This window comes from Priestia sp. USM5 (assembly GCF_058323215.1).
This window is the reverse complement of record NZ_JBSGKN010000001.1, coordinates 289288-309098: the sequence shown is the minus strand read 5'-3', so window position 1 is coordinate 309098 and position 19811 is coordinate 289288. Positions and strand designations below refer to the sequence as shown.

General features: G+C 39.4%; 18 protein-coding genes and 1 other RNA gene. 1 reads left to right on the top strand and 18 read right to left on the bottom strand.

The features are described from left to right. Window positions 1-108 precede the first annotated feature (108 nt). From ACWATA_RS01550 to cymR, 12 genes are all read right to left on the bottom strand, one after another. The gene (locus ACWATA_RS01550) at window positions 109-393 is read right to left on the bottom strand and encodes a DUF1292 domain-containing protein (RefSeq protein WP_013059285.1); all 285 of its coding nucleotides are present in this window, start codon (window positions 391-393) and stop codon (window positions 109-111) included. A gap of 154 nt (window positions 394-547) precedes the next feature. After that, on the bottom strand, window positions 548-964 hold the full coding sequence (ruvX, locus tag ACWATA_RS01545; protein ID WP_013059286.1) for a Holliday junction resolvase RuvX: 417 nt from the start codon (window positions 962-964) through the stop codon (window positions 548-550). Next, window positions 965-1234 (bottom strand): IreB family regulatory phosphoprotein, encoded by a 270-nt coding sequence (locus tag ACWATA_RS01540; RefSeq protein WP_013059287.1) that lies wholly within the window; start codon window positions 1232-1234, stop codon window positions 965-967. Window positions 1235-1318: 84 nt separating this feature from the next. Then, a complete protein-coding gene (gene alaS, locus ACWATA_RS01535) occupies window positions 1319-3952 on the bottom strand; it encodes an alanine--tRNA ligase (protein WP_473049552.1) in 2634 nt (877 codons plus the stop codon). A gap of 388 nt (window positions 3953-4340) precedes the next feature. Beyond that, entirely contained in the window at window positions 4341-5402 is a 1062-nt protein-coding gene (locus tag ACWATA_RS01530; protein ID WP_028411681.1) for an AI-2E family transporter, read from the bottom strand. 113 nt (window positions 5403-5515) lie between these two features. Next, complete coding sequence (locus tag ACWATA_RS01525; protein ID WP_013059291.1) at window positions 5516-5650, bottom strand: YrzQ family protein; 135 nt, start codon at window positions 5648-5650, stop codon at window positions 5516-5518. Window positions 5651-5675: 25 nt separating this feature from the next. Next, complete coding sequence (locus ACWATA_RS01520) at window positions 5676-5867, bottom strand: YrzR-like zinc ribbon domain (RefSeq protein ID WP_013059292.1); 192 nt, start codon at window positions 5865-5867, stop codon at window positions 5676-5678. Window positions 5868-6008: 141 nt separating this feature from the next. After that, window positions 6009-8366, bottom strand: a complete 2358-nt coding sequence (gene recD2, locus ACWATA_RS01515) for an SF1B family DNA helicase RecD2 (RefSeq protein WP_168761310.1) — start codon at window positions 8364-8366, stop codon at window positions 6009-6011. A 24-nt stretch (window positions 8367-8390) separates the two neighbouring features. Continuing rightward, entirely contained in the window at window positions 8391-9050 is a 660-nt protein-coding gene (locus ACWATA_RS01510) for a tetratricopeptide repeat protein (protein ID WP_013085089.1), read from the bottom strand. 157 nt (window positions 9051-9207) lie between these two features. Next, window positions 9208-10320: a tRNA 2-thiouridine(34) synthase MnmA gene (mnmA, locus tag ACWATA_RS01505; protein ID WP_473049551.1), complete on the bottom strand. Its 1113-nt coding sequence runs from the start codon at window positions 10318-10320 to the stop codon at window positions 9208-9210. A gap of 106 nt (window positions 10321-10426) precedes the next feature. Next, complete coding sequence (locus ACWATA_RS01500; RefSeq protein ID WP_028411684.1) at window positions 10427-11569, bottom strand: cysteine desulfurase family protein; 1143 nt, start codon at window positions 11567-11569, stop codon at window positions 10427-10429. 23 nt (window positions 11570-11592) lie between these two features. Continuing rightward, window positions 11593-12009 carry a cysteine metabolism transcriptional regulator CymR gene (cymR, locus tag ACWATA_RS01495; RefSeq protein WP_013059297.1) on the bottom strand — a complete coding sequence of 139 codons (417 nt, stop codon included), beginning with the start codon at window positions 12007-12009 and terminating at the stop codon, window positions 11593-11595. Between the two features lie 226 nt (window positions 12010-12235). On the opposite strand from cymR, the gene ACWATA_RS01490 reads away from it, so the two are divergent. Next, window positions 12236-13513 carry a replication-associated recombination protein A gene (locus ACWATA_RS01490; RefSeq protein WP_223546262.1) on the top strand — a complete coding sequence of 426 codons (1278 nt, stop codon included), beginning with the start codon at window positions 12236-12238 and terminating at the stop codon, window positions 13511-13513. A 46-nt stretch (window positions 13514-13559) separates the two neighbouring features. Here ACWATA_RS01490 and pstA read toward each other — a convergent pair whose 3' ends face one another. The 6 genes from pstA to aspS all read right to left on the bottom strand — a co-directional run bounded on the left by pstA (window position 13560) and on the right by aspS (window position 19810). Further along, the gene (gene pstA / locus ACWATA_RS01485) at window positions 13560-14489 is read right to left on the bottom strand and encodes a phosphate ABC transporter permease PstA (RefSeq protein WP_025750576.1); all 930 of its coding nucleotides are present in this window, start codon (window positions 14487-14489) and stop codon (window positions 13560-13562) included. Next, window positions 14486-15373 (bottom strand): phosphate ABC transporter permease subunit PstC, encoded by an 888-nt coding sequence (gene pstC / locus ACWATA_RS01480; protein ID WP_013059300.1) that lies wholly within the window; start codon window positions 15371-15373, stop codon window positions 14486-14488. Before pstC ends, pstA begins: the two co-directional genes overlap by 4 nt. A 124-nt stretch (window positions 15374-15497) precedes the next feature. After that, on the bottom strand, window positions 15498-16382 hold the full coding sequence (locus ACWATA_RS01475; RefSeq protein ID WP_028411686.1) for a phosphate ABC transporter substrate-binding protein PstS family protein: 885 nt from the start codon (window positions 16380-16382) through the stop codon (window positions 15498-15500). A gap of 422 nt (window positions 16383-16804) precedes the next feature. Next, window positions 16805-17569, bottom strand: a complete 765-nt coding sequence (locus ACWATA_RS01470) for a tRNA threonylcarbamoyladenosine dehydratase (protein WP_028411687.1) — start codon at window positions 17567-17569, stop codon at window positions 16805-16807. A gap of 162 nt (window positions 17570-17731) precedes the next feature. Further along, window positions 17732-17913, bottom strand: a non-coding RNA gene (ssrS, locus tag ACWATA_RS01465) — 6S RNA. Between the two features lie 118 nt (window positions 17914-18031). Continuing rightward, window positions 18032-19810, bottom strand: a complete 1779-nt coding sequence (gene aspS / locus ACWATA_RS01460) for an aspartate--tRNA ligase (RefSeq protein ID WP_165635129.1) — start codon at window positions 19808-19810, stop codon at window positions 18032-18034. Window position 19811 lies beyond the last annotated feature (1 nt).

The window sequence follows — 19811 nt, the reverse complement described above, 5'->3', positions numbered from 1 at the left end:
CATACAATCTCCCCTAAGAATGCAAGGAAAAACCTTTTTATATCTAAAAAGAACGGCCGCTATGTAAAAAAAAGCTGATAACGATTGTCATCAGCTTTTTCACTATAATTATTCGCCTTCTTCGTCAAGGAATGTGTTAACCATTTCCTCAACCATGTCCCACTCTTCTTCTGTTTCAATCGGTTGAAGCTCGCCGTCTTGACCGTCTTCACTTGGTGTGAAAGCAGATGCATGAATTTCAATTTCTTCTTCATCATCTTGGTCTGCTCCGATTGGATAGTAAATTACATATGATTTGTTATATTGATCAGAATCAAATGTGAATAAAATTTCGCATAGCTGCTCATTTCCATTCTCATCGACGATTGTAATTTTATTTTCTTCTACGCTCATGTTTGCACCTCATTTTATATTGTAAGCTCTTAGCTTAACTTTTTCTTCAGCGAAAAGCAAGCTGTTCAGTTATTTCACTTCCCTTTTACGTACAAAAGAATATGTAAAAGGGAAAGTCATAACTTGTCAGCTTAAGCAAAGCCTGCTGCTTTTCTTATTGCTTGCTGTCTAAGTATCCTTGAAGAATCATAACAGCTGCCATTTTATCGATTACTTTTTTGCGTTTCTTGCGGCTTACGTCGGCAGACAGCAGTACTCGCTCTGCTGCCATCGTTGACAAGCGCTCGTCCCACATCATCGTTTCAATGTTAAGTTTTTCTTTGACGTTGTCAGCAAACTCGATGCACGCTTCGCCTCGAGGGCCAATCGTACCATTCATATTTTTAGGAAGACCCACTACGATTTTCTCTACGGAATATTCGTCAATTAACTGCTGTAAACGAGGATATGATTGCTCCATCTGCTCATCTGCAATTTTAATTGTTTCAATTCCTTGCGCTGTCCATCCCATTTCATCACTAACTGCCACACCAATTGTTTTGGTTCCTACATCTAATCCTAATACGCGCATTTATGAATCCTTTCGATGCTGTTGTAAATAAGATTTAACAAGTTCTTCAATGAGCTCGTCTCGCTCTAACTGGCGAATTGTGTTTCTCGCATCGTTATGACGAGGAATGTAAGCAGGGTCTCCTGATAACAAATACCCAACGATTTGGTTAATCGGGTTGTAGCCTTTTTCTTGCAGTGCGTCATAAACCGTAAACAATACTTCATGTACGTTTGTTTCAGCTGGCTCATCTTGAAAATTAAATTGCATGGTTTTATCAAATGAACTCACGGTCCCACCTCACTCTCTTAATTTGTGAACACATTGTGCACTATGCTAAGTCTTATTTATATTGTACACCAAGAAAGAGGAGAATTAAACGGATTTAACCCATTCTTCTACAGCGCCAAGTGCTTTTTCAATTTGGCTAGCGTCTTTTCCTCCAGCTTGCGCCATGTCAGGGCGTCCGCCTCCGCCTCCGCCGCAAATCGTTGCTACTTCTTTAACAAGTTTGCCAGCATGATGGCCTTTAGCAATTAAATCTTTTGTTACACCTGCAATAATATTTACCTTTTCACCTTGTGGAGAAGCTAATACGATCACAGCAGATTCTAATTTTTGTTTTAAATCATCAACCATTGCACGAAGGTTATTCATATCCGTTGCATTCACTTTTGCTGATAGGACATTTACACCATTAATGTTTTGTACGCGGTCAACAAGATTGCCAGCTTCAATATTGCCAAGCTTTGTAGATAGTGAATCATTTTCACGCTGAAGATTACGAATTTCTTCTAGTAATCCTTCAACGCGCCCTACTAAATCGCGCGGGTTGGATTTTACTTTTGCCGCAGCTTCTTTTAGTAAACCTACTTGATCATTCATTAACTGATAGGCAGCTTTTCCAGTTACAGCTTCAATACGTCGAGTACCTGCACCGATTCCAGATTCTGATACAATTTTAAATAAACCGATAACAGATGTATTTGGTACGTGACATCCACCACATAATTCTAAGCTGTAGTCGCCTACTTGTACTACGCGCACGATATCTCCGTATTTCTCACCAAATAGCGCCATTGCACCCATCGCTTTTGCTTCGTCAATTGCTTTGTTTTCAATTTGTACAGAGATGCTGTCCCAAATCTTTTCATTAACGATTTGTTCAATTTTCTCAATCTCTTCTTGTGTCACTTGACCAAAGTGAGAGAAGTCAAAGCGCAAGCGATCCGCTGTTACTAAAGAACCCGCTTGATTAACATGCGTTCCTAACGTATCTTTTAATGCTTGATGCAATAAATGCGTTGCCGTATGGTTTTTCACAATCGCACTGCGGTTTTCTTCATCAAGCGTTGCCATGTATGTTTCACCTTTTACAAGCTCACCGCTTGTTACAGATACCGTTTGGACATTTTGACCATTTGGCGCTTTTTGAACGTCTTTTACTTCCGCTTTTCCTGAAGCACTTTGGATCGTACCTTGGTCCGCAATTTGACCGCCGCTTTCTGCGTAGAATGGCGTGTGGCTTAAGATGACTTGCGCTTCTGTTCCAGCTTCAGCACGGTCAACAAGCTCACCGTCTACAATAATTGCTTCAACAACTGTTTCTACTTCATTTTTATCATAGCCCACAAACTCACTTGCAACCGTTACTTCACCAAGTACGCCGCCTTGAACTTGCATAGAACTAGAATCTTGACGAGCAGCACGCGCACGCTCACGCTGTGCTTCCATTTCACGTTCAAAACCAGCATGATCGATTTTCATGTTCTCATCTTCTGCGTATTCTTCCGTTAATTCAACAGGGAAGCCATACGTATCATATAGACGGAAAACATCTTCGCCTTGTACCGTATCACTGTTTTGCGCTTTTTCTTTTTTAATAACAGTTGCCAAGATAGCTAGTCCGTCATTTAACGTTTCGTGAAAACGCTCTTCTTCATTTTTGACTACGCGCTGGATAAAATCCGTTTTTTCCTTTACTTCCGGATAGAAATCAACCATGATTTCACCTACTACCGGCACTAGGTCGTACATGAACGGACGATTAATGTTTAACTTTTTAGCATAGCGAACTGCTCGGCGTAACAAACGACGCAGCACATACCCGCGGCCTTCATTTGAAGGAAGAGCACCATCACCTACAGCAAATGTTACCGTACGAATGTGGTCAGCAATGACTTTAAATGCCGTATCTTGCTCATCATTTGTACAATATTTAGCGCCTGAAATATTTTCTGTTGCTTCAATAATTGGCATAAACAAATCTGTATCAAAGTTTGTTTGCACATCTTGAATAACAGAAACCATACGCTCTAAGCCCATTCCTGTATCAATATTTTTCTTTGGAAGCGGCGTGTACGTATTATCAGGATTATGATTAAACTGAGAAAATACAAGGTTCCAAATTTCTAAATAACGCTCATTTTCTCCACCTGGATATAATTCGGGATCAGTTAGGTCATTTCCATATGCTTCTCCGCGATCATAAAAGATCTCTGTATTTGGACCACTCGGACCTTCTCCAATATCCCAAAAGTTACCTTCTAAACGAATGATACGCTCTTTAGGCACGCCCATTTTTTCATTCCAGATCTTAAATGCTTCTTCATCTTCAGGGTGAACTGTTACAGATAGCTTATCTGCGTCGAATCCAATCCATTTATCGCTCGTTAAGAATTCCCATGCCCATTGGATTGCTTCTTCTTTGAAATAATCACCGATAGAGAAGTTACCAAGCATTTCAAAAAACGTATGATGGCGAGCCGTTTTACCTACGTTTTCGATATCGTTTGTACGAATAGATTTTTGTGCGTTACAAATACGCGGATTTTGAGGAATAACACGACCATCAAAATATTTTTTTAATGTAGCTACTCCACTGTTAATCCATAATAAAGATGGATCTTCATGCGGAACTAAAGATGCGCTTGGTTCTACATCATGGCCTTTTTCTTTAAAGAAATCTAAATACATTTGACGAACTTGTGCTGACGTCAGTTTTTTCATGATTGGTCCTCCTTTAATACTCTTCTTATTTATAGACAAAAAAATGATGACATAAAAGCATCTATTTTCCCTGTGTCCAAAAGTAATTGCTAGTTATTTGCACACAAAAAAACTCTCATCCCTGTAGCAGGGACGAGAGTTGAACTCGCGGTACCACCCTGATTATAAATGCCAAAAGCATTTATCACCTTCATAGCGTTAACGTTGCTGACACGGCAGGTTTTAGCCTGCACTCTGGACTAGCGTTCAGCTGCTCTTTGTTTAGCGCTTCTTTCAGCCAAGGAAGCCCTTCTCTAAAAACCAGTGTGCAACGTACTCGATCCATCATTGTGTTCAAAATATGTAGCGTTTTCTTATGGCGATATTATGACAAATTAACCGCTCTTTGTCAATGTTTGAGCGTATAAGAGCGAATATGCAAAATAGATATTTTAACGACTGCTAAAATTGGCACAGCCAAAATGAGACCCAATACTCCTCCAAACTCTCCTCCTAAAAGGAGCGCAAGCATGATAAACAAAGGATGAATATGAAGGCTCTTTCCTACGATAAGCGGAGACAGCACATTTCCTTCTAGAAACTGCAGCACAAAGATAATAATGACAATGGTAATAACCAACTTTATCGAGATAGTTGCTGCAATAATAGCTGCTGGAACCGCACCAATAATCGGGCCAAAATACGGAATGATATTCGTTACGCCAATAATAAAGCCTAAAAGAAGTGCATAAGGTACATGAAAGAACCAAAGTGCTGCTGTGGCAATCACACCAATAATGAGACAAACAAAAAATTGTCCTCTAATATAATTGCCAAGCGATTCATTCACATCCGATAAAAAACGTTCGCCTGGTTTGTGCCACTTTTTAGGTGTGACATAAGCTGTTGCTTTCTTAATAGAGGAAAAATCCTTCAGCATATAAAAAACAATAAATGGAATAATGATTAAAATCAAAAAAGAGGTAATCAATGATTTTAATCCTTCCGCCACTTTTGTAAGCCACACGTTGAGCGTAGCCTCTACATCATCAATGCTGCCTTCAATTTTCTCATGTACACCGTTTGGAAGTGAAGTTGTACGATCATGAATCGATTCTACCCAATGTCTATATGTATTCGTAAAATGAGGCAGCTGTTCATTTAAATCTTTTACTTGTTCCACAAAAATAGGATACGACTTATAGGCTCCGAACCCGATTCCTCCAAAAAAGATAATGTAGATCAGTAAAATAGCTAGAGGACGAGGCACGCCTTTATCATGCGTTTTTTCAATAAGCGGATGAAGTAAATATGTAATGAATGCTGCAATAAAAAAAGGCAGCAGTGCTTTTAAAAACATGTAAATAACAGGAAGCCATAAAAACTGGACTTTAAAAAAGACTAATACGCACAGCAGTGCTAATAACAGCAGTCCGAATCTATAGAACCATTTGAATGAACTATCTTTCAACGTAAACTCCTCCTCTCTTCTATTTTTTGATAAAGAAAGGAGTTTATACATGCAGTTGTATCTTCTGCCTGCAAAAAAGCACTATTGCAGCTCAGTGCAATAGTGCTTTTTTATTAGTGAATAGCTTTCATCATACGTTTACGCATTTTTTTCATATTTCTTTTTGTAAACATCTCTCGATCATCTGCCATTTTAAATGCATAAGCTCCAAGACCGAAAGCGACTACTGACGGAATGATTCTGCCCATTGCTCTTCCTCCCGGTAAAAAAGAATTAGAAATTGATTGTGCGCTCGTCATCTGAGAACAAATCATCAAGCGAGCTCAATGTTCCATCTTCTTCTACTTGGTGAGTATTAATTTGTCCTTTTGAAATAGTCATTTCAATAAAACAATTCCAGCAGTAATACTGATTTACACCAATTTTGCCAACGTCAATACTTTTACAGTTTGGACATTTAAACAAAGTCGACACCTCTTTATACGTTCTACTTATATAAACGCATTATGTCCACTTTTTTTCACGCCCATACTTTATTTTCTGACAATTAGCAAAGAAGGATGGCAACAAAGGAGTTTATTTAACTCTTTGTTAGCATGCGAAAGGTTACATGAAATCATACGGCGTAACGTTTTCCATCCCAATATTTGCATCTTTCATAAATGGAATTTCGGGATCTTCTATGTCGTTATCCAAGCTTTCTCGAAGCAGGGGCTGTAAATTCGTTTGTCGAATGCTGTCTTCATTCCGGCTGACTCCAAGCTGAAACGCTTCGTCTTCGCCGCATAAAATTAAAAACTGTTTACTTCGCGTAACGGCGGTATAAAGTAAATTGCGTCGCAGCATTCGGTAATAGCTTTTGACAATTGGAAGCACAACAATGGGAAATTCACTTCCCTGCGATTTATGAATGGAACAGCAGTATGCATGAGTTATTTGATTAAAGTCTTGCTTTGTATAAGTTACTTCGTTTCCTTCATATGAAATAACCAGCATATCCTGTTTTTCCGTATTTTCTTTGGCAAAGAAAACTGAGACGATTTCTCCCATATCTCCGTTAAATACGTTGCTATCCGGTTGATTTACAAGCTGCAGCACTTTATCTCCGACTCGGTACGTAATATCTCCGTGCTTAAGCTCTCTTCTTTGCTCAGAAGCCGGGTTAAATAATTCCTGAAGAACTTCATTCAGTTTATCAATCCCTGCAGGACCTTTATACATAGGAGCTAGAACTTGAATATCTTTAGCCGTATAGCCTTTTTTTAACGCATTCCCGCAAACTTGTTGCACGACATTCGTGATGTGCTGTCCTTGACAGCGAATAAAGGAACGATCTCCTTGCTGCCTCGATAAGTCTTCCGGAAGCTTTCCTTTTTTTATTTCATGAGCCAAATCAATAATCGACGACCCTTCCGCTTGCCGGTATACATCTGTCAGACGGACGGTAGGAACTACTTCTGAACTTAGTAAATCTTTTAACACCTGTCCCGGACCTACTGAAGGAAGCTGGTCTTCGTCTCCAACTAAAATAACCTGTAAATTAGCAGGAAGAGACTTAAACAGCTGATGAGCAAGCCACAAATCTACCATCGATACTTCATCCACAATCAATAATTTTCCGTCAATTGGATTCTCCTCATTATGGTCAAATCCTTCTTGTCCGTTCCATTTTAATAATCTGTGAATCGTAACTGCCGGAAGTCCGGTCGCTTCGCTCATTCGTTTAGCAGCGCGTCCAGTAGGGGCCACAAGTAAAACAGGAAAAGCTTCATCTTTTTTATAATCCCCTGGATTTAACGAACATCCGTGAAGTTCTGCATAGAGTTCGACTATTCCTTTAATAACCGTTGTTTTCCCTGTACCTGGTCCACCTGTTAAAAGAAGCATTGGAGACATTAAAGCAGTTTGTATGCCCTTGCGCTGAGACGGTGCATATTGCACGTCTAATCGCTCTTCTAGTTCACCTAAAGCTAGTAAAAATTCTGATTCTGGAAACTGCTCTTCGTATTGCGTTTGGGCCATAATTTTTTGAATAGCTTTAACCAGCCCTTTTTCAGCATAGAAAAGGGGAGGAAAATAAATTTTTTCGTCTTGAATGATAAGCTTTTTGTCTGCTTTTAATGCGTCCACTTCTCTTGTAAGATCCATTTCAGACAGATTCTCATGCCTGCTTTTTCGAAGAAGCTCTGCTGTTTTTCCATACAGCTGATCTGCCGTGACGTATACATGTCCCATTTGATTACATTCTTGCTCAATGACGTATAAAATACCTGCACGCAAACGATCAGGATGGTTGGTTGCCATACCAAGCCTCTTTCCAAGTTCATCGGCCCTGCTAAAACCAATACCTTGAATATCTTCTACGAGCTGATAAGGATTATTTTGAACAATTTCAAGCGCTTCTTGTTTGTACGCTTGGAAAATCTTCATCGAAAGCTGCGGTCCAAACCCGAGGTCTGTCAGCTTTACCATTACTTCTTCTAACCCTTGATGTTCACGAAGCTGCGTTACTAAAGCCTCTGCCTTGTCGGCTGAAAGCCTCGGAACCTCTTTTAACACGGACTCATTTTGCAAAATACGAAAAATAGCGCGTTCTCCTAGGGCGTCCACAATATTTTCAGCGGTTTTTTTACCGATTCCGTGAAATAAATCGCTTGATAGGTACTGAACAACCCCTTGCCTTGATTGCGGAAGTTCTTTTTTAAACTGCTCAACATGAAATTGCAGACCAAACTTTGGATGCTCTTTGAAGTCCCCGTAAAATGTGTATACTTCATCTTCATTAAGCTTAGGAAAATAGCCTGTAACGACCGTTTCTTTATCTTCAATCTCTAAATTTGTTTTTTTGATCCGTATCCGCGTAACGTTATATAAGTTTTCTTCGTTATGAAAAACCGTTACAATTGACGTGCCGCTTATATAATGACGTTCTGGCTGTGAAGGGTTCACTAGTTCTTCGTTCATGTTATCCTTCCTTTACCCGCTTTCTTAATGTTCTAATGTAGACAGAACTTGTTTAGCATTTGCTGCCATTACGTGATCTGGCTGCACGTTTAAAGCTTCATCTAACATCTCAATTGCTTTGTCCTTATCATCTTTCATGGCATACGCTACGCCCAAATTATAGAAAGCATCGGCATGTTCTGGCTCTTGATTTACTACCTTAAGAAATTCAGCAATCGCTTCATCTACCATTTCGAGCTGTGCTAAACAAAGACCGTACTGAAATTTTGCTTCTACATCATGTTCGTTTAGTTCTACCGCTCGCTGCAGATAAGGCATCGCAAAACGAATTTCTTCCATATGAAACAGCGTTAAACCAAGCATAAAGTAGGCATCGGATGAATCTAAGCCTTTTTTGATTGCTAAATCAAAGTAGTGCTTTGCCTGCTCAAGCTGCTCTGCATTAAAATAAATATTTCCTGCTCCGTAATACGCTGTTGCCGTTTCTTCATCTAATTCAATCGCACGTTCATAAAATTTCAAAGCACGATCCATCTCACTAACAGCCGCTAACAAATTGCCAAAATTCACATACACAATTGGATCTTTTGGATTATCTTCAATTGCTTCTGAAAATGTTTTAGCAGCCTCTTCAAATTTCCCTTCCTGCATATACTGAATTCCTAGCTGATTTTTATCTGTCATTTTTTCGTTCACTCCACTGTTTTAGTTATGATTTAAAAGATTTTCACATCATGAAAATCTAGAATATGTAAGTTATTAGTTTACCCAATAAGTAAAGTATATCATAGAAAAACCTCAGCTATATACAGCTGAGGTTTTTCGTTCTTGCTTATATAAATTATACGTACCAAATTTGCTCTTCTTCTTGAAATACTTTGTCAATAGTTGCTCCGCCAAGACATTCGTCATCTTTGTAAAACACAACTGCTTGACCTGGCGTAATTGCCCGCACGGGTTCAGCAAAAATAACTTTAATTGTATCATCATCGACTTTCTCAACGGTTACTGCTGAATCGGTTTGACGATAGCGGAATTTTGCTGTGCACGTCATTGGTGACGACCAGTCACGGTCGCTTACCCAGCTGACATTTGTTGCTGTAAGAGATGTAGAATAAAGCAGCTCATTGTGAAAGCCTTGATCGACGTATAAAACGTTTTTTTCTAAATCTTTTCCAACTACAAACCAAGGTTCGCCGCTGCCTCCGATACCCAAACCATGGCGTTGACCAATCGTGTAGTACATAAGGCCGTCATGCTTGCCTTTCACTTCGCCGTCAAGCGTTTGCATCACACCTGGCTGAGCAGGAAGATACTGACTTAAAAATTCCTTGAAGTTGCGTTCGCCAATAAAGCAAATACCTGTGCTGTCTTTTTTCGTTGCTGTAGCAAGGCCTGCTTCTTTTGCAAATTCACGCACTTTTGATTTCTCAATTTCTCCAATTGGGAACATTACTTTTGAAAGCTGATCTTGTCCTAATTGATTTAAGAAATACGTTTGATCTTTATTTCCATCTACGCCTCGAAGCATTTTATACTCCCCGTCACGATACGCAACGCGTGCATAATGTCCTGTCGCTAGATAGTCTGCTCCTAGCGTCATTGCATGCTCCAAAAAGGCTTTGAATTTAATTTCTTTATTACACATTACATCAGGATTCGGTGTACGACCTGCTTTATATTCATCTAAAAAGTAGGTAAATACTTTATCCCAATATTGTTTCTCAAAGTTGACTGCATAGTAGGGAATACCAATTTGATTACATACGCGAATAACATCGTTATAATCTTCAGTCGCAGTACAAACGCCGTTTTCATCCGTATCGTCCCAGTTTTTCATAAAGATTCCGATCACATCGTATCCTTGTTGTTTTAATAAAAGAGCTGCTACAGATGAATCAACGCCTCCGCTCATTCCGACTACTACACGTGTATCTTTAGGTGATTTTGTCAACTTCGCCACCTCCGTTTTCTTCATTTTAATTAAATTGTTCGCTAAAAAGCGAAAGAAACGACACAAACCATCAGTGAGGGATGAAGACCCTACTGATGGCTGCTATTTACATCGTTAGTCGCTTAACGATGTTTGCTGTTTGACGTGCGGTTTTTTCAATTTGCTCAGCAGAGTTTCCTAGGCCAAAGCTAAATCGAATAGAAGTTGTTAAACGCTCAGACCCTTTTCCAAACATAGCAACAAGCACATGAGAAGGATCGATTGCTCCCGCTGTGCAAGCTGAACCGCTCGATGCCGCAATTCCTGCTAAGTCTAAATTTACGAGCATCGATTCAACATTTGTTTTTGGAAATGATAAATTTAACACATGTGGCAGAGCATTTTCAAGATGTCCGTTAATTTCAAATGAAATACCTTCTTCTTTCAACACAGCTACCATTATTTCTTTGTATCTTCTATATTCATCTGCACGTGTTTGCAGCGTTTGTTGCGAAATTTTCACAGCTTCTTCAAACCCGACGATACTTGTCATGTTCTCAGTTCCAGCTCGTCGTTTGCGCTCTTGTTCTCCTCCAAATAGCAAAGGAGACAGTGAAACGTGAGCAGCTGCATATAAAAAGCCCATCCCTTTTGGTCCGTTAATTTTATGAGCCGAAACGGATAAAAGATCGACACCTAATTGTTGCACATTTAACGGAATTAATCCATAAGCTTGCACTGCATCCGTGTGGAAATATGCTCCATGCTCTTTTAATAGAACTCCAATTTCTCCAATTGGCTGAATAGCACCTACTTCATTATTTCCAAACATCACCGACACAAGAATTGTTTGATCCGTTAGGGCTGATTTTATTTCATCCACAGATACTTGTCCGTACTCATTAACTGGTAGGTAAGTCACTTCAAAGCCCTGTGTTTCTAAATATTCACACGTATGAAGCACAGCGTGGTGTTCAATTTGCGTGGTAATAATATGATTTCCTTTATGGCGGTTTGCAAGAGCGACTCCGATCAGTGCCATATTATCTGCTTCTGTCCCACCACTTGTAAAAATCAGTTCATTTTCGTGTGCTCCAATACTTGCTGCAATCGTTTGGCGAGCTTCGTCTAAATAGCGTCGACTTTCCCGCCCGTAGTGATGAATACTAGACGGATTTCCAAAGTACTCATGCATAAAAGTCGTCATTTTCTCAACGACTGCTGGATGTATTGGAGACGTTGCTGCATGATCAACATAAATACGTTCCAAAATAAACGCCTCCTAGCTCATTATTAAATATAAAACATATAAGACGCTTGATCATCATCAGAATGATTGGCTAAATCTTCAAGCGTTGTACTATCTAGCACTTCTTTAACTGCATCTCGAATACGAATCCACAGCTCGCGTTTTGCAGGCTCTTCATCTTCAATTCCTTCTACAGGACTAATAGGACCTTCTAAAACGGAAATAATATCGCCAGAAGTAATGTTAGCAGGTTCATGTGCCAAGATGTAACCTCCATAAGCTCCGCGCACGCTTTTTACAAGCCCAGCGTTACGCAGCGGTGAAATAAGTTGTTCTAAATAATGTTCAGATAAATCATGCGTTTGAGCAATAGTTTTAAGCGAGATAGGACCTTCTCCAAAGCGCTTCGCAAGCTCAATCATAATCGTTAAACCGTAGCGTCCTTTTGTTGAAATTTTCATACGATACACTCCTTCAATACACTTTTTTTATTTATGAAAAAAATAAGACCCTCACGTTGTCACTGAATGCTGTGATGAGTCGTTTTTTACTAAGCTATATGAACTTCTCTATACGCGTTTCTTGCAAATGTAACTGTTGATATTATAACATACTATGCCTATAAGATAAATTTCCACCACCTATTCACCTCTTGTGATACAGTGAAAGAAAAGAAAGGAGAAAAACATGTCTACAAAACCTCTCGCATTTCGAATGCGTCCGACTCATTTAGATGACGTTATCGGGCAGCAGCATTTAGTTAGCAAAGATAAAATGATTTATCGAATGGTAAAAGCAAATCACTTAAGCTCGATGATTTTATATGGGCCTCCAGGCGTCGGGAAAACAACAATTGCGACAGCTATCGCAAAAACAACCAACACGGCGTTTCGTCAGTTAAATGCCGTTGTAAACAATAAAAAAGATATGGAAATTGTCGCCGAAGAGGCCAAAATGTCAGGCAAAGTAATTCTTCTGCTAGATGAAGTTCATCGCCTTGACAAAGCCAAGCAAGACTTTTTGCTTCCTTATTTAGAAAACGGCATGATCATTCTAATCGGAGCGACAACAAGCAATCCTTATCACGCGATTAATCCTGCTATTCGAAGCAGATGCCAAATCTTCGAATTAAAATCTCTTACGCCAGATGATATCAAAATGGCGCTAACAAGAGCACTCAACGACTCATCCAACGGATTTGGGGATAGAAAAATTGCCGTAGAAGATGACGCCATGAACCACTTTGCCAACAGCTGTAACGGTGACGTGCGCTCGGCTTTGAATGCTCTGGAACTAGCTGTTTTATCAACAAGTGAAAGCGATGGTAAAATCGTTATTACCTTACAAACGGCAGAAGAATGTCTGCAGCAAAAGTATTTTTCACATGATAAAAATGGTGACGCTCACTATGATGTATTATCGGCTTTTCAAAAATCGATTCGCGGCAGCGACGTAAATGCCGCTCTTCATTATTTGGGACGGCTAATTGAAGCAGGAGACTTGATCAGCATCAATCGTCGCCTTTTAGTCATTGCCTATGAAGACATTGGACTAGCTGATCCGGATGCCGGCATGAGGACACTAGCAGCTATTCAAGCAACTGAGCGATTAGGACTTCCAGAAGCACGCATCCCGCTTGCAAACGCCGTTATTGAGCTTTGCCTATCACCGAAGTCCAACGCTGCTTACAAAGCATTAGATGAAGCGATAAGTGATATTAAAAAAGGGTTGTCCGGCGACGTTCCCATTCATTTGAAGGATGCTCATTACAAAGGAGCAGAGAACCTTGGACGAGGCGTTGAATATCAATACCCGCATGATTTTGATAACGGATGGGTCCTTCAACAGTATTTACCGGATCGCATCAAAAACAAACAATATTTTCATCCTAAACAAAATGGACAAGAAAAATACTTTTCAAAAGTTTTCAATCGTTTAGAGACATTAAAAAAAGAAAATGGCTGAAACTGTTGCTCAGTTTCAAAGCCATTTTCTTTTTTGTCTTTATCTATTAAGCTGCACTTTTAACGTCTTTTCGTTTTTTCGTTTTTGTTGAACCTTTAAAGTAGCTGTCTAAAAGTTTTGCTACTAAACGAGCGATGATATTAAACAACAGAACCATAATGATTAGAATAGCAGCTGACTTTGTTGCAATCAATCTCGCATCAGGTACAATTCCTTCAGAGTTTAATTTCCAAATGTGGACGGCAAGCGTCTCCGCTGGTCGAAAAATATTAAACGGGTTTACAGGACTCGTTAAGTCGGCATTTGAATTTAACATCGGCGTCGTTAAGCCAGCTGTATAAATCAGCGCAGCTGCCTCTCCAAAGATTCGTCCCGCTGTTAAAATAACGCCCGTGATAATTTGTTGAATCGCTGATGGAATCACTACTTTAACAATTGTTTGCCATTTAGTCGCACCCAAGCCTAAACTCGCTTCTTTTACACTCGCAGGAACAGATGCAATCGCACTTTCACATACGCGCGTTAAACCTGGTAAATTTAAAATTGTAATCACAAGTGCTCCGCCGATAAGCGTATAGCCCCAGCCTGAAAATGTGACGAAAATTAATAATCCAAATAAACCAACTACAATGGACGGTAATGACGCCATTGTCTCAATACATAAGCGGACGAAATTTAGGAAACGACCTTGCTTCGCGTACTCCGCTAAGTAAATTCCGGCTCCTAAACCAAGAGGAATAGAAATGATCAGCGTTAAAACAAGCATGTAAAACGAGTTAAACAGCTGCGGTCCAATACCACCACCTGCCATCGTATTGCTTGGCTTTCCAAATAAAAAGTTCGGATCCCAAAATCCCCAGCCCTTGGCGATAATTTCAACAACTAAATACACTAATAGCGCCACAACTAGAGCGGCAATGCCATAAAAAATACCTGTCCATATATTATTTACTGTGCGTGCATTTTTGTTTCTCATTGATGAGCACCTCGTTTCCCAATTGCTCGGATAATTAAAATGAACACGAAAGAAATAAGCAGTAAAATCATGGCTAACGTCCACAATGCGTTATTCCATGCCGTTCCGTTTAACGTATTAGACATATCCATTGTTAAAATACCTGTTAATGTTGCCGTTGGGCTGTATAAGCTTTCAGGAAGCTTAACCGTATTTCCGATAACCATTTGCACAGCTAGCGCTTCTCCGAATGCACGGGCAAGCCCTAACACGATACCTGTTAAAATACCTGTTTTAGCAGATGGAATAATAACTCGGCTAATTGCCTGCCATCTTGTTGAACCTAGTCCATAAGAAGCTTCTAAATATTCAGGTGCTACGCTTCGAATTGCATCGTCAGCAATACTTGCAATTGTCGGAAGAATCATGACGCTTAAGACAATAATTCCGGCAATCAAACTAAAGCCCACTCCGCCGAAGTTATCGCGAAGAAGCGGCACTAAAATGGTAACCCCTAAAAGACCGTATACCACTGAAGGAACTCCGACTAAAAGTTCTAAAACCGGTCGTAAAACCGTTGAACCAAATTTAGGCGAAATATAGTTGTTAAAAATGGCAATAGCAATTCCAATTGGAGCACTTATAATAACGGCTCCGATTGATACAAGCATGGAACCTAGTATAAATACAAGTGCCCCGTATTCTTTATTGTTTGGGCTCCATTTTGTTGAAGTCAACATTTCACCGATTGATATATTGCTTTGTAAAAATGACTGTATGCCTTTTTCACAAATAAACACGATAATAGCTAACGTAACAAGTACAATTAAAATACCGCAAAATGTAGAAAGCGTACGGCCAATGTATTCGCTTTTTACATAATTAATGGATTTTTTCCCCTTCATCGCTCTGTCTCCTTACATATTCAGTATATATTCGCTTTTCTTTTTATTTGCTATATACTTTATTAACATTCAAATAGAATAAGACTGACTGTGTTAGTCAGCCCTATTCTTTTTAAAAACACTTTTATTTTTTGAATTCAGTCATTGGGATATAGCCCATATCTTCTACTTGCTTAGCAAAGTCTTTACCAGATACATAATCAATGTACTCTTTTGCACCATCTTTTGGCTCACCGTTTGTAATCATGTACTCATAAGCCCAGAACGGATATTTTTCAGAAACAATATTTTCTGTTGTTGGCTCTACACCATCAATATTAAGCATTTTTAAACTTTCTTTTTTATCGCCAATTAAATACGACATAGCAAGGTAACTCACTGCTCCTGGCGTTGAGTTTACTGATTGCTCAACCGCTCCGTTTGAATCTTGAGCTGTACCAACGCTGTCATTTACTTTCGCGTCACCCATTAATGTTTTCTCGAATGTAGCACGTGTACCAGAAGATGCTGGACGGTTGATTACGTTGATTTTTTCGTCGTTTCCGCCAACTTCTTTCCAGTTTTTAATTTCGCCAGAGAAAATCTTTTGAATTTGCTCTTTTGTTAACGATTCTACTTTTACATCTTTATTTACAACAAGTGCGAACCCGATGCCCGCTACTTTCGTATCGACAAGTTTATCTGCTTTTGATTTATCTTCGATTTTATCGGCTGCTGGAACGTCAGAGTTTCCAATGTCAACTGCTCCTGATGCTACTTGGTTAACACCAGTTCCACTACCTCCACCTTGTACCGTTACTGAAAGGTTTGGATATTTTTCCGTAATTCCATTCGCTGCTTCTTCTGCAAGTGGTTGTAAAGCTGTAGATCCCGCCGCTGTTAACGTACCTGACACTTCTTCTTTGCTGCCCGAACCACTGTCGTTGCTTGCTCCGTCTTTACCACATGCTGCTAGTGCTCCTACCATTAAAAAAGCTGCTAATGTTACTTTAAAACCCTTTGTTTTCATTACATTACCCTCCAATAAATATATGTGTAATTAGTACTAGTCCTTTGTACTCGAACAACAGGTACAAGACACATTATACGAGTAGATTGTTGTCTTTATATGAAGTGAATTTTAAGTTACTGTAAACTTACTTATTTGGGGTTTATTTTTTCTTATTTCTATCCAAACCCTTGATATATAAGACTTTCTGAATATTACTGTAGAAGATACAACAGAAAGAAAGCCAAAACGTAAATTTTATGTAAATAAAGCGTTAAATAAATTTACATAAATCTCTTTTTTTACTACAGTGTAAATTCACCATCAAGCCATATTTTTCAATTTATTAGTACTTTTTATACATATCAAACAGAAGATTCCATCCAAAGCATAAATAGAACAGATATTTCCATAAAAAAAAGAAGGCTGCGATAGCCTTCTTTTTATTGATCACCTACGCGGCGAATCTTAATATTACTTAATAATTCATTGATAACATGACCGCCCATAATTAATCCCGCTACAGATGGAACAAAAGCATTAGAAGATGGGGGCATTTTCGCTTTTCGAATTTGCGCTTGATCGTTTCCTACTTCTTTGCGAACTTCTTCGCGAATAACGATTGGACGTTCATCAGAAAAAACGACGTTAATTCCTTTGCGAATTCCTTCTTTACGCAGACGAGTACGAACCACTTTTGCAATCGGATCTGTATGCGTCTTTGAAATGTCTGCAATTTTAAAACGTGTTGGATCCATTTTATTCGCAGCACCCATACTTGAAATAATCGGAATATCACGTTTTAAACATTCTTTCATTAAATGAATTTTATACGAAATCGTATCGGATGCATCCACTACAAAGTCCGGTTTGTAACTAAAGAACTCTTCATACGTTTCTTCCGTATAAAACATTTGAAGAGAAACGACGTCACAGTCTGGGTTAATATCCAAAATACGCTGTTTCATTAATTCTGTCTTGGGCTGACCTACCGTCGAAAGCAGCGCATGAATTTGACGATTTACGTTTGTAATATCAACATCGTCTTTATCTACAAGAATTAAACGACCTACTCCTGATCGAGCCAAAGCCTCAGCAGAAAACGACCCTACTCCTCCTATCCCTAAAATAGCAACCGTGCTGCCTTTTAAAGTAGCTAACCCTTCTTTTCCTATCGCCAGTTCATTACGCGAAAACTGATGCAACATGTTAAAACACTCCTCTATTAAATACACCAACGTGTATGATTAATTCAAATAAACAACGAAATTGACTATACCATATTTTTAGCAAAACGAACATGAGCATTCGATATTTCTCCATAAAAAAACTCTATGCAAATCATTACATAGAGGATTTCTTATATGTATGCTAGTCCCGATCGTGCCGTCTCGAGTGCCTTCGTTTTGAACCCGCTCTCGGCAGGTGGGTGCTCTGCTTTAACCATTGTAAGTCCTCGAGATGAGGCATGTACGCTCGTTGAAAACTCCGAGCTCCCAAGCAAAAAATTGTTCGGTCAAAACTGGATTAAGGACGAACACATCAGGACTATTTAGTTCTTGAAAGTATCTTATCACAGAAAAAATCACTTTGCAATTAATAAGTAAAACAAAAAAATCGAGCCTGTCGTGCTCCAGTGACAGGCTCGATTTAACAGATGGTTTAATCGATTACGCTTCTGTTTTTTGCCTTTTTACCTGCAAATGCAGCTCATCTAATTGCGCTTCACTTACTTCACCAGGTGCGTTTGTTAATAGACAGCTTGCACTTGCTGTTTTAGGGAAGGCAATTGTATCGCGCAAGTTTGTGCGTCCTGCTAAAAGCATAACCAAACGGTCAAGACCTAACGCAATTCCGCCGTGAGGAGGAGTACCGTATTCAAATGCTTCAAGTAAGAAACCGAACTGCTCATATGCTTCTTCTAATGTAAATCCAAGCGTTTTAAACATTTTTTCTTGAATATCACGCTCATAAATACGTAAAGATCCTCCGCCAAGTTCGTAACCATTCAACACTAAGTCATATGCTTGTGCACGGACTTGTCCAGGATCGCTTTCTAACATTGGTAAATCTTCACGAACTGGCATTGTGAATGGATGATGAGCCGCGTAGTAACGGTTGTCTTCTTCGTCATGCTCAAGAAGAGGCCAATCTGTTACCCATAGGAAGTTAAATTTCGTTTCATCAATAATCCCTTGTTCTTTTGCAAGCTTTAGACGAAGAGCGCCAAGTGCATCTGCTACAACTGACTTTTTATCAGCTACAAATAAAAGTAAATCTCCTTCTTCCGTTTGAAGAGCTTCAGCAAATTGCTTTTGCTCATCTTCGTTGAAGAATTTTGCAATCGGTCCTTTTAAGCCGTCTGCTTCAACTTTCAGCCATGCTAACCCTTTAGCACCGTAAATTTTCACGAACTCTGTTAAAGCATCGATATCTTTACGTGAATAGCTAGAAGCGGCACCTTTTACGTTAATCGCTTTTACTTCTCCGCCGTTTTCAACTGCTGCGCTAAATACTTTAAACCCGCAGTCTTTCACAAGCTCTGATAAGTTGACTAGCTCCATTTCAAAACGTGTATCCGGCTTATCTGAACCGTAGCGGCTCATCGCTTCATCATATGACATGCGCGGGAAAGGCGTCGTTACATCTAAATCTTTTACGTGCTTCATTACTTTAGACATCATTTCTTCCGTCATTGTCATGATGTCCTCTTGAGATAAAAATGATGTTTCAATATCGATTTGAGTAAATTCAGGCTGACGATCTGCACGCAAGTCCTCATCGCGGAAGCAGCGAGCAATTTGATAATAACGCTCAACTCCGCTTACCATTAACAGCTGCTTAAAGATTTGCGGTGATTGAGGAAGAGCATAAAACTCACCTTCGTGTACGCGGCTCGGCACAAGATAATCACGTGCACCTTCTGGCGTGCTTTTTGTTAAAATAGGTGTTTCAACATCTAAAAAGTCATTTTGATCTAAGAAGTCGCGAATTGTTTTTGTAATGTCATTGCGCATTTTAAGCGTGTTAAACATTTCAGAACGTCGAAGATCTAAATAACGATATTTTAATCGAACATCTTCTGATACTTCGGTTTGATCCGCAATGGCAAAAGGAGGTGTTTTGGCTTTATTCAACACCGTAATTTGCTCAGCGTGAACTTCAATTTTACCTGTTTTTAAGTTCGGGTTAACAGTTCCCTCTTCACGAGCTACAACAGTTCCCTGCACTTCCAGTACGAATTCATTACGCACATCTTCAGCAATTTTTAGCGCTTCAGCAGATTTTTCAGGATTAAATACAACTTGCACAACTCCGCCGCGGTCGCGTAAATCAATAAAAATTAATCCGCCTAAATCACGGCGCTTTTGAACCCATCCTTTTAATAGAACTGTTTCGCCAGTTGCTTGTTCTGTTACATCTCCACAGTAGTATGAACGTTTTGTCATC